Consider the following 12,012-nt stretch of genomic DNA (forward strand, 5'->3'; position numbering starts at 1 on the left):
GACTCCAAACCACCCATCATGGCGATGAAGGAGTGGCATAAAACCCATCCGGAACTTTTTAAAAAGCGACCTTATAATCATGCGGGACTTGACAACTAAGGACTGCGCTTTCTTTAATTAAATCCAATTTTCTCTTTATAATTAAGTGATAGTCATCTGAGAAAGGTATAGAAGGGTCCAGTGGTTGACAATACCGCCTGATATTCCATATGGCATTGTCAAGTTGGTTCAATACAGGACCATAAATATGATGAGATGATTCTAGGTAACGACTTGTTCCAAAATCGTCGATAAACTCTATAAATTTGACTGTATATTGATCGACTTCAAAGCTAAAAGGTAATTTTTCAGTCCTTTTGTACGAAAGCCTTAAGTCATGCCCAAGATCTTTCGCCGGAATTCTATTGTACAATAAAATACCTTTTAAATATTTTTCAAGAGCTTGCTGTGATTGCCATAAAAACTGATGATATAAACTGTTTCTGAAGAGAAGGCGAGCGGCAATATAATCTTTATCAGCTACATCCCGAAAGCAGCGATCAGCAAAATTATTTAATTTTCGCTGTTTTTTTATATTCATTTCGGACAATGGCACTTAGTCATTACTTTTGCTTTTTCACTGCCAGTGGAACGCAGGTTATCCATCCAGAATTGGCACTTTGGGTCTGAGAGCTTTTTCATGTACTCGGCACGGTCCCGACCGGCTTCAAACTGTGCTTCCCGCGCAATGCGTTCCTCTTCCAACCTGAGGCGTCGCTCTTCTAAACGTTGCTGCGGGCACGGTTCTCGGCTTCAAGGCGCTGACGGGCCTCTAGGGAGGCTTGGCGGGATTGTTCGCTGATGCGTTGCATGCTCTGCTGAAATCCTTGCGAAGCCGCTTCTATGGCTTTGGTAAGGCGGTATTCCTGGTACTTGTGATAGCCAAACCAGCAAAGGAACAAAACGACACCGCCCAGCACAATGCCAAGGGCAATCTGAGTCCACAGAGGAAGATTCGAAGTGGCAGCGGAAGGGGAGGATCTGAACGTGATAGGTTCGGGGTTGATACGTTCACTGGGATCAAGACGCATAGTACCTCCGTGTTCTGCCCGATCTGTATCCATGTGGACACATCGTGGACACTTTCGGTACTACTCACAATCCGGAAGTGCGTAACATCTTGATGTAGTTGGTGGGCCCACCAGGACTTGAACCTGGGACCAACGGATTATGAGTCCGCTGCTCTGACCAACTGAGCTATAGGCCCGAAAAGAAGGCGCCAATGATAGCATGTCCTGTCATTGGCGCAATACGATGAATCTGAACGATTATTCGTCGATGAAGGTGCGCAGGTGATCGGATCGGCTCGGGTGACGCAGCTTGCGCAGGGCCTTGGCTTCGATCTGACGAATACGCTCACGGGTCACGTCGAACTGCTTGCCCACTTCCTCAAGGGTGTGGTCGGTGTTCATGTCGATACCGAAACGCATACGCAGGACCTTGGCTTCACGTGCGGTCAGACCGGAGAGGATCTCCTTGGTGGCTTCACGCAGGCCTTCGCCGGTAGCAGTATCCACCGGTGAGGACAGGGTAGTGTCCTCGATGAAATCGCCCAGACTGGAGTCTTCGTCATCACCGATCGGTGTTTCCATGGAGATCGGTTCCTTGGCGATCTTCAGCACCTTGCGGATCTTGTCTTCCGGCATCTCCATGCGTTCGGCCAGCTCTTCCGGGGTCGCTTCGCGGCCCATCTCCTGCAGCATCTGGCGGGAGATACGGTTGAGCTTATTGATCGTTTCGATCATGTGTACCGGAATACGGATGGTGCGCGCCTGGTCAGCGATGGAGCGGGTGATCGCCTGACGGATCCACCAGGTGGCGTAGGTGGAAAACTTGTAGCCACGGCGGTATTCAAACTTGTCCACCGCTTTCATCAGGCCGATATTGCCTTCCTGGATCAGGTCAAGGAACTGCAGGCCGCGGTTGGTGTATTTCTTGGCGATAGAAATAACCAGTCGCAGGTTGGCCTCGACCATCTCCTTTTTGGCACGGCGGGCACGGGCTTCGCCGATGGACAGGTTGCGGTTGACTTCCTTGATGTCGGCCAGGCTCAGCATGGCGTTTTCTTCGATCTGTTTCAGGCGACGCTGGGCGCGCTGCAGATCGGGCATGCTGCGGCCGATAGACGCGGCATACGGCTTGCCGCTGTTGGCAAGGGAGTCGAGCCATTCCTGGCTGGTTTCGTTACCCGGGAAGCTCTTGATGAACTGAGCACGCGGCATTTTGGCGCGCTGGGTGCAGATGCGCATGATGGTACGCTCCTGCTTGCGGATGCTGTCAATGCAGTCGCGTACGCGCTCGACCAGTACGTCATAGAAGCGCGGCGACAGTTTGATTGGTGCAAAGGCATTGGCCAGTGCCATGGCGGCAAATTCGATCTCGTCGACTGAGGCGTAACGGTCACGGGCGTCGTTCAGCTTGTCCAGGCACTCCTGGATCAGGCCGAAGCGCTGACGAGCTTCTTCCGGGTCGGGGCCGCGCTCTTTCTCATCGCTGTCGCTGTTGTCGCTGCTGTTCTCGTCGTCATCTTCGTCCTCGTCGTCCTGGTCGTCTTCTTCGTCCAGTTCGACCGGGGCTTCCGTTTCGGTCTCGGGCACTTCGGCGTCGGGGTCGATGTAGCCACTGAAGATGTCGCTCAGGCGACCTTCTTCCTGCAAAACCTGATTGTAGGCCTCAAGCACGATTTCTACACTGCCGGGGAAACGAGACAGCGCCATCATCACTTCGCGGATGCCTTCCTCGATGCGCTTGGCGATGTCTATTTCGCCTTCGCGTGTCAGCAGCTCCACGGTGCCCATTTCGCGCATATACATGCGCACTGGGTCGGTGGTGCGGCCGGCATCCGATTCCACGGCGGCCAGGGCGGCCACGGCTTCATCATCGGCTTCGTCGGCGGAGTCGCCGCCGGTCAGCAGAAGGTCTTCGGCATCCGGTGCTTCTTCGGCAACACGAATACCCATGTCATTGATCATGCGAATGATATCTTCGACCTGATCCGGGTCGGCGATATCCTCCGGCAGGTGATCGTTAACCTCGGCATAGGTAAGATAGCCCTGTTCTTTACCCCGGGCGATCAATTCCTTGAGACGAGACTGCTGTTGGGATGTGTCTGACATAGAGCCCCTGCAACGAATGAATGCTGATGTGACTGATGGCGGAAAAACGAGCGCCGTATTATACCGAACCAGGCCGATTGCGGCTACAGCAGGGCCGTAAAGTACCGGTAGTTTGCGCTATTTCGCTAGAGAATAGACCAGAAATCAGGGCTTTGCCTGAAAACTGATGAATATCTTAACGATGCTGTTCAAGCAGTAGCCGCTGCAGATCCCGCTTCTCCTCATCGGTTAATGGGGTCTGTCTGGATTTTTTCAATAGCTGGTCCAGTTGTGCTTCCTGTCGGCGGGCCAGCAGGCGCGTGAGAGTGTCATCCAGCAGTGAGGCGGCATCGACATCGCCCATGATCGGGTCCAGGTGGGCAATTTCGTTCAGTAGCATCAGGTCGGCACGGTGTTCCTCTGCGTCCTGCCAATCGACCAGCAGGGTGCCCAGTGAGGTGTTCGGATCGTTCTGCAGATAGTCCAGCAGGTTGATCAACACGTCGATGTTGGGTTCCAGCAGGGTGCGGAAGCTGTCAGCCTTGGGGGCGCTGCGGGCCAGGTCCGGCTGGTGCAGGATGATGGAAACGGCCTGGTTGACCAGGTTGCGCGAGCCGCTGCCTCGGCCGGCACGGGCGGTGCCTGGTGCGGGTGTCGGCGGGTAGGGTGCGTAGTCCTGCGGGCCGGATGCGTAGTCGTCATCGCCCTGGTCCTGGCTCGCAGCGGCCTGTGGCTGGACCGGAGGGCGCTTGGTCGGGGTCGGCTCGTGCGTGGCCCGGTGCAGGTCGATGACGCTGCCCAGCTGCTCCAGGCTGAGGCCGGTGATCTCGCAGATGCGATCCAGCATCATCTGCTTGAGCAGGCTGGGCTGCATGGAGTTGATCATGGGCAGGGCGGCGTTGCTGAAGCGGGCGCGACCATCCATGCTGCTCAGGTCAGCATCTTCACTGAGCGACTTGAAGAAGAACTCGCTCAGTGGCATGGCCTGGGTGACGCGTTCGGTAAAGGCGTCTTCGCCTTCCTGGCGTACCAGGGTGTCCGGGTCTTCGCCGTCCGGCAGGAACAGGAAACGTGCTTCCTGGCCGTCCTTGATCACCGGCAGGGTGGTGCGCAAGGCTCGCAGGGCGGCCGTGCGCCCGGCCTGGTCGCCATCGAAGCAGAAAATCACTTCCGGCACCAGCTTGAACAGGCGCTCCAGGTGCTGCTCGGTGGTGGCGGTGCCCAGGGTGGCCACCGACCAGTGAATGCCGTGTTGCGCCAGGCTCACCACGTCCATGTAACCTTCTACAATCAGCAGGCGGTCGAGGTGGTTGCTGTGCTTGCGGGCTTCGTACAGGCCGTAGAGTTCGCGTCCCTTGTGGAAGGTGGGCGTCTCCGGCGAGTTCAGGTACTTAGGCTTGTCATCGCCCAGGACGCGACCACCGAAGCCCAGTACGCGGCCGCGCACATCGCGAATCGGAAACATGATGCGATCGCGGAAGCGGTCGTAATGGCTCTGCTTGTCTTCGTTGTGGATTACCATGCCGGACTGTTCCAGCAGGGCGGTGGCACTTTCGACGCCATCGAAGTGGCGCATCAGGTTATCCCAGCCGGGCGGAGCATAGCCGATGCCGAAGGCGGCGGCGATCTGGCCGCTCAGGCCACGCTGCTTGAGATAGTTGACGGCGCGTTCGCGCTCGGGGGACTGGCGCAGTTGCTGCTGGAAATAGGCGTTGGCCTGCTCCAAAGCTTCAAACTGGCGCTTGAGTTGCTGTTCGCGCTGGTGGTCGACCTGACGTCGTCCCTCTTCACGCGGCACTTCCATGCCGGCGAGCTTGGCCAGCTCTTCAACGGCTTCGGGGAAGTTAAGGCGGTCATATTCCATCAGGAAGCCGAGCGCGTTGCCACCGGCACCGCAACCGAAGCAATAGTAAAACTGCTTGTCGGGGCTAACCGAGAATGAGGGGCTTTTTTCCTTGTGGAACGGGCATAGGCCGGAGTAGTTCTTGCCGGCGCGTTTGAGCTTGACGCGACCATCCACAACATCAACGATGTTGATGCGGGCCAGAAGGTCGTCAATGAAATGCTGGGGTATTCGACCTGCCATGTTCGCTCCGCGGACAGGTCAGCGTATGCGGACCCTTAAAGTTTTTGCTTCACCAGACCGGAGATCTTGCCGATGTCGGCACGACCTTGCACCTGGGGTTTGACGATTGCCATCACTTTGCCCATGTCCTGCATGGAGCTGGCGCCGGATTCGGCGATGGCGTCATCAACAATCTGAGTGATCTCAGCGTCGCTGAGTGGCTGCGGCAGGAAAGTTTTAATCACCTCCAGCTCCTGCTGCTCCTTATCTGCCAGTTCGGGTCGCTCAGCCGCCTCGTACTGGGTAATGGAGTCGCGTCTCTGTTTGACCATTTTGTCCAGCACCGTGAGGATGCGATCGTCATCGAGCTCGATGCGTTCGTCCACTTCAATGCGCTTGATCTCCGCCTGAATCAGGCGAATGGTGCCCAAACGGACTTTGTCCTTGGCGCGCATGGCATCTTTCATCTGTTCTGTGAGGGTGGCTTTCAGATCAGACATGGGATGCTCCTCGAAACGGGCTGTGGTCAGTTACAGAGTAGTCGAATCAGTACAGGCGTACGCGGCGAGACTGTTCACGCTGCAGCTTCTTGGCGTGACGCTTGACGGCAGCAGCAGCCTTGCGCTTGCGAACAGCTGTCGGCTTTTCGTAGCACTCGCGACGACGCACTTCAGCCAGGATGCCGGCTTTTTCGCAAGAACGCTTGAAACGACGCAGCGCTACGTCGAACGGCTCGTTATCTTTAACTTTAACCTGAGGCATTGAAAATCTCCCAGTTGGATTGATGTTGGTTGCCTTTCTTGAGTATGGACCCGAAACAAAGATCAAGCCCGGATACAAAAAGAAGGTCGCATATTTTAGTCAGGGCGCCACGGCCTGTAAAGACAGAACCTCGTGAATTTTGCTGTCATCTGAAGGATAATGGCATCAGGTTGAACCGCGCGCGTGGCGCGCGTGTTAAGAAGCGATTGTACCGAGGGGCCGATATGCGAGTGCTGGGCATAGAAACATCCTGTGACGAAACCGGTGTGGCGCTGTATGACAGCGAGCGGGGCCTGCTCTCCGATGCGCTTTACAGCCAGGTGAAGATGCATGCCGAGTACGGTGGTGTGGTGCCGGAGTTGGCATCCCGTGATCATGTGCGCAAGCTGCTGCCGCTGATCCGCGAAGTGATGGCCAAGGCCGAGCTGCAGCTGAGTGACCTGGATGCCGTTGCCTATACCGCGGGCCCCGGCCTGATCGGGGCGCTGATGGTCGGTGCGTCGACCGGACGGGCACTGGCACTGGGCCTTGGTGTACCGGCGATCGGCGTGCATCACATGGAGGGTCATCTGTTGGCGCCCATGCTGGAAGAGAACCCGCCGTCCTTTCCCTTTGTGGCATTGCTGGTGTCCGGCGGCCATACCCAGCTGGTGAGCGTGACCGGTATCGGTGAATATGCGCTGTTGGGTGAGTCGCTGGATGATGCCGCGGGTGAGGCCTTTGACAAAGCCGCCAAAATGCTGGGGCTGGACTACCCGGGCGGCCCGCTGATCGCCAAGCTGGCGCAGCAGGGCAACCGCGAACGTTACCGCTTTCCACGGCCGATGACTGACCGTCCGGGGTTGGACTTCAGCTTCTCCGGTCTGAAAACGTTTACCCTGAATACTGCTAATAATGCCCGAGATGCCGAGGGCAATATCGATCCGCAGACCATGGCCGATATCGCCTGTGCCTTCGAGGATGCGGTGGTTGAGACCCTGGCGATCAAGTGTCGCCGTGCCCTGCAGCAGACCGGTATGAAGCAGCTGGTGATCGCCGGTGGTGTCAGTGCCAACCAGCGCCTGCGTGAGCGTCTGGCCGAGGTGGTCAAGAAGGAGCGTGCCGGGCTGTTTTATGCGCGTCCCGAATTCTGTACCGACAACGGTGCCATGATCGCCTACGCCGGTTGTCAGCGTCTGCTGGCCGGGCAGAGTGCGGATCTGACCATTCTGGCGCGGCCGCGCTGGCCGCTGGATACGCTGGACGGGCTCTGAAACGTTATCAGAAGCGGTGTTCGCGTCCGGCGATCAGTTTGCGAATATTGCTGCCGTGTCGAAGGATCAGCAGTAGTGAGGTGATCGAAAAGGGCAAGAGCAGCGCCGGTGCCAGCAGATAGCAGAACAGCGGCGTGACGGCGGCAGTGGCGATGGAAGCCAGCGACGAGATGCGGCCGAACAGAAACATGATGCCCCAGAACAGCAGTTGACACAGGGCCAGCGGCCAGGCCAGCAGCAGTGAACAGCCCAGCGTCGTGGCGACGCCCTTGCCGCCATGGCGCGGGCTGCACCAGGGCAGCAAGTGGCCGCATACGGCCGCCAGCATGACCCAGCCCTGCATCAGCAGCGTAGCACCCAGGTTGATGGCCAGCAGGATGGCGGCAGCGCCCTTGCTCAAATCTGCCAGCAGGGTCAATCCGGCCGCCCGGTGCCCACCCAAGCGGAGCACGTTGGTGGCACCGGGATTGCGCGAACCGCTATGGCGGGGGTCGTTCAGGCCCAGTGCGCGGCAGGTCAGCACGGCACTGGGGATCGATCCCAGCAGGTAGGCACTCAGCAGCAACAGGTAATCGGGCATGAATACGTCCGCAACAAGGCCAGCCGCGACGTTACGCTGTCAGAGGATGGCGTGATAAATTGACCGGCTCTGCAACTAGCATATACAAGCGCGCACGGGGTCACAATCAACCCGGACGCATCAGGCACAGTACAACAGGAGGCAGGATGGATATCGTCTATATACGAGAGCTGGAAGTCGAAACCGTCATCGGCATTTATGACTGGGAGCGCGAGGTGCGCCAGACGGTGAGCCTGGACCTGGAAATGGGGACCGATATCCGCGCGGCGGCCGCCACGGAAGATATCGACAACACACTGAATTACAAGACAGTGGCCAAGCGTCTGATCGCATTCATCAGTGAAAGCGAGTTTCTGCTGGTGGAGACAATGGCGGAGGAGATTGCCCAGATCGTGCAGACCGAATTCCCGGTGCCCTGGCTGCGCCTGCGCCTGAGCAAGCCCGGTGCGGTGCGGGGCGCGCGTGATGTGGGCGTGATTATCGAGCGCGGGACCCGTGACTGATGGTATCAGTGTATCTGAGTCTGGGCAGCAACACCGAGCGTGAGCGCTACATTCGTGCCGCGCTGGATGCCCTGTCCGCGCGTTTCGGCGAGCTGCTGATCTCGTCCGTGTACGAAAGCGAGGCCGTGGGGTTCAGCGGTGACAACTTCTATAACCTGGTGGTAGGGATCGAGACCGACCTTGGGGTCAGTGAGTTATCCGCCTGTCTCAAGGGCATCGAAGACGACAACGGGCGCGACCGTAGCGGGCCGCGCTTCAGTGGCCGAACTCTGGATATCGACATCCTGACTTACGGCGACCTGGCCGAGCCGGTAGACGGGGTGCAGCTGCCGCGCGACGAAATTCTGCACAATGCCTTTGTGTTGCGACCGCTGGCAGAAATCGCGCCGGAGGCCTGTCACCCGGTGCTGGGTACGGCCTATGCCGCGCTCTGGCAGGCATATGACCGCAGCCAGCGGCTGTGGCCGATCGATTTCGATTGGCAGGGCCGCTGTATTTCCCGCGCCGCTCAGCTGTAAAGCGAGCGGCCCCCATCCACGGCCAGGATCTGGCCGGTCACGTAGCCCGCCCGGGACAGGTACAGCACGGCCTCTGCGATATCTTCCGGTCGTCCGGTCCTGGCCAGCAGGGTCTTGTCCAGCACCGCCTGGCGTGCTGTATCGCTGAGGGCGGCTTCGGCCTCCGGCCACAGGATCGGTCCGGGGGCAATGCCGTTGACGCGTACCTCCGGGGCGAGCTCGCGCGCCAATGTCAGTGTCATCATCTTCAGTCCCGCCTTTGCGATGGAGTAGACCGGATAGCCTACTAGGCCACGCTCGGCATGCACGTCAACCAGATTGATGATGTTGCCCCCGGTTGCCTTCAGTTGCGGGTACAGGGCCTGAGCCAGAAAAAAGGGCGCGCGCAGGTTGCTGTTGACCAGGTCATCCCAGTGCGCCTGATCGATGTCGCCCACCGGGGTGGGATAAAAGCTGGAGGCGTTGTTGATCAGCAGGTCGAGTCGGCCGTCTTCGGCAGCGGCGGTCGCCAGGCCGGCCACCGCATCCATGTCGGTCAGATCGGCCTGCAGGCAGCGGCAGCTGCCGGCGCGTTCGGCATTCAGGGCATCGCGCAGTTGCTCGGCGTCAGTGGCCGAGTGGCGGTAATGCAATATCAGGTCGTGGCCCTGCGCATGCAGCTGGCGCGCGATACAAGCGCCGATGCGACGGGCGGCTCCGGTGATCAGGGCGCGTGGTGCCTGGCTCATGTCATGCCTCCTTGGTTGGATCGGTCAACGGGTCAGTCAGCGTAGTCGGCGCAGAGCTGCTGCTGGTGTTGTGCCAGCGCCTGCCCCAGCGCCTTGCCCTGATAGCCTTGTGCCATCAGTGCACGGCTGTCGATCGCCTTGATGGCGGCCAGCAGTGCCTGCAGCGATGCCAGACGTGCGTCGGGCTGGTCGGGCTGGATCGCCCGGCTGATGGCCATCAGGTCCGGCAGCGTTTCCGGGCGTCGCAGCAGGTCGAGCCCTTTCAGCAGGGCCAGGCGCTCAGTCCCCGACTGTTGATCAAAGCGGCTCAGGCCATCGCCATATCGGCGCGCTTTAAGTGCCAGGTCGCGGAAGCGGTTGGGGATGCGCAACTGTTCGCACAGCGCGACGAGCTGGGTTTCGGCCTCGGTGTCTGACCGGCTGGCTGTCAGTACCCAGGCAAACAGGGCAAAGATACGCTCGGCGCCGTGTGGCGGCATGCCGGGCAGCTGGTCGATCAGAACCTGCAACCGGTCGGTGTCGAGCGAGGCGCAGCCGGGCATGACCCGGTCGAGTGCCTCGACCTGTTGTAGCAGGCGGAAAAAGCACGCCGGCGAGCGGGTGGCCAGCGCACGCTGGCACTCCTGCCAGACCCGTTCCGGGGTCAGGTGATCCAGCTCGTCCCCCGTGCTCAGGTCATGCATAAGAGCCCGAGTCTCCTCGGCCACTTCAAAGCCCAAGTGCGCGAAGCGGGCGTAAAAGCGGGCCACGCGCAGCACCCGCAGCGGGTCTTCTACGAATGCGGGGGATACATGGCGCAGCACTCGCTGCTTCAGGTCCTGTTGGCCGCCGCAGGGGTCGTGTAGACGACCGTCTTCACTTTGTGCAATGGCATTGATGGTCAGGTCGCGGCGGATCAGGTCATCTTCCAGCGTCACGTCGGGGCTGGCATGGAAGGTGAAACCGGTGTAGCCCTTGCCGCTCTTGCGCTCGGTACGGGCCAGCGCGTACTCCTCGCCGGTGTCTGGGTGCAGAAAGACCGGAAAATCCTGGCCCACCGGCTTGAAGCCACGCGCCCGCATTTCATCGGGGGTGGCGCCCACCACGACCCAGTCATGATCCTTGACCTCAAGGCCGAGCAGTCGATCACGGACCGCGCCGCCCACCAGGTAGATGTCCATCAGCGTTCACAGCGATCCGGGCACTGGGCGCGCCAGGCCTCGAAACCGCCGTCCAGGCTGTATACCTCGTCAAAACCCTGATGGGCCAGGTAGGCCGCGGCTGACTGGCTGCTGATGCCGTGGTAGCAGCAGACAATGAGTGGCTTGTCGAAATCGGCCTGGCCGACGTACTCCGGCAGATTATGGTTGTTCAGGTTGTAGGCTCCGCTGATGTGCAGTTCGCCATAGCTGCCTTCATCGCGAATATCGACGATCTGGGCGCCCTGGTCGATCAGTTCACAGGCCTGTTCGGGGTTGATGCATTGGTAGTCGGTCATGACGTTGTCTCCGATGTCGGGGTGGCGGGGCAGGGCAGGCTGAAGTGGCTGCCGTCTTCCAGTCTGAGGGCGGTCAGGGCGTTGCCCCAGACGCAGCCACTGTCCAGGGCCGTAATGCCGGGCAGGCAGTTGAAACCGAAGGCAGCCCAATGGCCGAACAGCTGATGGCGCTTGAGCGGTTTCACACGTGGCTGCTCAAACCAGGGGGCAAAGCCCTTGGGTGCAGCATCCGGGTGGCCATTGCCCTTGAACTCCAGTGTACCGCCACGGGTAATAAAGCGCATGCGAGTAAAGTAGTTGGTGATGGCGCGCAGGCGGTCGAGTCCTCTCAGGTCATCGCGCCAGCGGTCGGGGTGGTTGCCGTACATGTGGGTAAAGAAGTCGCAGGCCTCGTCGCTGCGCAATACCTGTTCCAGCTCTTGGGCGTATTGCCGCGCATCCTTGAGCGACCAGATGTGCGGAATGCCGGCGTGCGTCATCACGTACCCCAGTGCCTTGTCATCATGCAGCAGCGGTCGGCTCTGCAGCCAGGCCATCAGCTCGTCGCGATCCGGGGCTTGCAGGATCGGGGCCAGGGTCGCGTTGAGCTTGCGGTCCCGGCCATGATGCAGGGCCAGCAGGTGCAGATCATGATTGCCCAGTACCGTGCAGGCCCGGTCGCCGAGCTGGCGCACGAAGCGCAGAGTGTCCAGTGAGCGGGGGCCGCGGTTCACCAGGTCGCCGGTTAGCCAGAGACGATCTTCATCGCTAAAGCCGATCCGGTCAAGCAGCTGCATCAGTTCGTCGTAGCAGCCCTGAATGTCGCCGATTGCGTAGGTTGCCATCAAGTTGCCTGTTCAAAAGGCGTTGATGATAGCTCAGGTGACCGGCAGGGGTGAACCGGCAGGTGCACAAGCATCAGGCGGGATGCTGGGGGAACTGAGTGTTGTCGGGCATTGTTGCTAGGCAGGCCGTGGAGGTCTATGGGACAATTGCCGCATAATCATCTGTAT

Annotated in this window: 14 protein-coding genes and 1 tRNA gene; 3 read left to right on the forward strand and 12 right to left on the reverse strand. The window is 59.4% G+C overall.

The window, feature by feature from the left end:
- Positions 1-58 precede the first annotated feature (58 nt).
- From KTN04_RS14115 to rpsU, 7 genes are all read right to left on the reverse strand, one after another.
- Entirely contained in the window at positions 59-595 is a 537-nt protein-coding gene (locus KTN04_RS14115; RefSeq protein WP_217335881.1) for a HEPN domain-containing protein, read from the reverse strand.
- 166 nt (positions 596-761) lie between these two features.
- Positions 762-1,070 (reverse strand): tetratricopeptide repeat protein, encoded by a 309-nt coding sequence (locus KTN04_RS14120; RefSeq protein WP_217335882.1) that lies wholly within the window; start codon positions 1,068-1,070, stop codon positions 762-764.
- A 99-nt stretch (positions 1,071-1,169) separates the two neighbouring features.
- A tRNA-Ile gene (locus KTN04_RS14125) sits at positions 1,170-1,246 on the reverse strand.
- A 61-nt stretch (positions 1,247-1,307) separates the two neighbouring features.
- Entirely contained in the window at positions 1,308-3,155 is a 1,848-nt protein-coding gene (rpoD, locus tag KTN04_RS14130; protein ID WP_217335883.1) for an RNA polymerase sigma factor RpoD, read from the reverse strand.
- A 175-nt stretch (positions 3,156-3,330) separates the two neighbouring features.
- Complete coding sequence (dnaG, locus tag KTN04_RS14135; protein WP_217335884.1) at positions 3,331-5,220, reverse strand: DNA primase; 1,890 nt, start codon at positions 5,218-5,220, stop codon at positions 3,331-3,333.
- A 35-nt stretch (positions 5,221-5,255) separates the two neighbouring features.
- Complete coding sequence (locus KTN04_RS14140; RefSeq protein WP_217335885.1) at positions 5,256-5,699, reverse strand: GatB/YqeY domain-containing protein; 444 nt, start codon at positions 5,697-5,699, stop codon at positions 5,256-5,258.
- Positions 5,700-5,745: 46 nt separating this feature from the next.
- Positions 5,746-5,961 carry a 30S ribosomal protein S21 gene (gene rpsU, locus KTN04_RS14145; RefSeq protein ID WP_181736401.1) on the reverse strand — a complete coding sequence of 72 codons (216 nt, stop codon included), beginning with the start codon at positions 5,959-5,961 and terminating at the stop codon, positions 5,746-5,748.
- Between the two features lie 224 nt (positions 5,962-6,185).
- On the opposite strand from rpsU, the gene tsaD reads away from it, so the two are divergent.
- Complete coding sequence (gene tsaD, locus KTN04_RS14150; protein WP_217335886.1) at positions 6,186-7,214, forward strand: tRNA (adenosine(37)-N6)-threonylcarbamoyltransferase complex transferase subunit TsaD; 1,029 nt, start codon at positions 6,186-6,188, stop codon at positions 7,212-7,214.
- A 7-nt stretch (positions 7,215-7,221) separates the two neighbouring features.
- Here tsaD and plsY read toward each other — a convergent pair whose 3' ends face one another.
- A complete protein-coding gene (plsY, locus tag KTN04_RS14155) occupies positions 7,222-7,794 on the reverse strand; it encodes a glycerol-3-phosphate 1-O-acyltransferase PlsY (RefSeq protein ID WP_217335887.1) in 573 nt (190 codons plus the stop codon).
- A gap of 146 nt (positions 7,795-7,940) precedes the next feature.
- Between plsY and folB the strand changes: the two genes are divergently transcribed.
- Positions 7,941-8,297: a dihydroneopterin aldolase gene (gene folB, locus KTN04_RS14160; RefSeq protein WP_217335888.1), complete on the forward strand. Its 357-nt coding sequence runs from the start codon at positions 7,941-7,943 to the stop codon at positions 8,295-8,297.
- Positions 8,297-8,815, forward strand: coding sequence for a 2-amino-4-hydroxy-6-hydroxymethyldihydropteridine diphosphokinase (gene folK, locus KTN04_RS14165; protein ID WP_217335889.1), 519 nt, complete (start codon positions 8,297-8,299; stop codon positions 8,813-8,815). The genes folB and folK overlap by 1 nt, the downstream gene beginning before the upstream one ends.
- Here folK and KTN04_RS14170 read toward each other — a convergent pair.
- Genes KTN04_RS14170 through KTN04_RS14185 form a run of 4 tightly spaced genes read right to left on the reverse strand, consistent with a single transcriptional unit; the run spans position 8,806 to position 11,844 of the window.
- A complete protein-coding gene (locus KTN04_RS14170; RefSeq protein WP_217335890.1) occupies positions 8,806-9,543 on the reverse strand; it encodes a pteridine reductase in 738 nt (245 codons plus the stop codon). The genes folK and KTN04_RS14170 overlap by 10 nt on opposite strands.
- Positions 9,544-9,575: 32 nt before the next feature.
- Positions 9,576-10,703: a hypothetical protein gene (locus tag KTN04_RS14175; protein ID WP_217335891.1), complete on the reverse strand. Its 1,128-nt coding sequence runs from the start codon at positions 10,701-10,703 to the stop codon at positions 9,576-9,578.
- On the reverse strand, positions 10,703-11,020 hold the full coding sequence (glpE, locus tag KTN04_RS14180; protein ID WP_217335892.1) for a thiosulfate sulfurtransferase GlpE: 318 nt from the start codon (positions 11,018-11,020) through the stop codon (positions 10,703-10,705). Before glpE ends, KTN04_RS14175 begins: the two co-directional genes overlap by 1 nt.
- Positions 11,017-11,844 (reverse strand): symmetrical bis(5'-nucleosyl)-tetraphosphatase, encoded by an 828-nt coding sequence (locus tag KTN04_RS14185; protein ID WP_217335893.1) that lies wholly within the window; start codon positions 11,842-11,844, stop codon positions 11,017-11,019. Before KTN04_RS14185 ends, glpE begins: the two co-directional genes overlap by 4 nt.
- Between the last annotated feature and the right edge of the window lie 168 nt (positions 11,845-12,012).

The sequence above is a fragment of the Marinobacterium weihaiense genome (genome assembly GCF_019061305.1).
Taxonomy (GTDB): domain Bacteria; phylum Pseudomonadota; class Gammaproteobacteria; order Pseudomonadales; family Balneatricaceae; genus Marinobacterium; species Marinobacterium weihaiense.

Bases quoted from the DNA above. Each gene is read 5' to 3' on its own strand.
- KTN04_RS14120 (WP_217335882.1), bottom strand. From the start codon at position 1,070: ATGCGTCTTGATCCCAGTGAACGTATCAACCCCGAACCTATCACGTTC.
- rpoD (WP_217335883.1), bottom strand. From the start codon at position 3,155: ATGTCAGACACATCCCAACAGCAGTCTCGTCTCAAGGAATTGATCGCC.
- dnaG (WP_217335884.1), bottom strand. From the start codon at position 5,220: ATGGCAGGTCGAATACCCCAGCATTTCATTGACGACCTTCTGGCCCGC.
- KTN04_RS14140 (WP_217335885.1), bottom strand. From the start codon at position 5,699: ATGTCTGATCTGAAAGCCACCCTCACAGAACAGATGAAAGATGCCATG.
- rpsU (WP_181736401.1), bottom strand. From the start codon at position 5,961: ATGCCTCAGGTTAAAGTTAAAGATAACGAGCCGTTCGACGTAGCGCTG.
- tsaD (WP_217335886.1), top strand. From the start codon at position 6,186: ATGCGAGTGCTGGGCATAGAAACATCCTGTGACGAAACCGGTGTGGCG.
- plsY (WP_217335887.1), bottom strand. From the start codon at position 7,794: ATGCCCGATTACCTGTTGCTGCTGAGTGCCTACCTGCTGGGATCGATC.
- folB (WP_217335888.1), top strand. From the start codon at position 7,941: ATGGATATCGTCTATATACGAGAGCTGGAAGTCGAAACCGTCATCGGC.
- folK (WP_217335889.1), top strand. From the start codon at position 8,297: ATGGTATCAGTGTATCTGAGTCTGGGCAGCAACACCGAGCGTGAGCGC.
- KTN04_RS14170 (WP_217335890.1), bottom strand. From the start codon at position 9,543: ATGAGCCAGGCACCACGCGCCCTGATCACCGGAGCCGCCCGTCGCATC.
- KTN04_RS14175 (WP_217335891.1), bottom strand. From the start codon at position 10,703: ATGGACATCTACCTGGTGGGCGGCGCGGTCCGTGATCGACTGCTCGGC.
- glpE (WP_217335892.1), bottom strand. From the start codon at position 11,020: ATGACCGACTACCAATGCATCAACCCCGAACAGGCCTGTGAACTGATC.
- KTN04_RS14185 (WP_217335893.1), bottom strand. From the start codon at position 11,844: ATGGCAACCTACGCAATCGGCGACATTCAGGGCTGCTACGACGAACTG.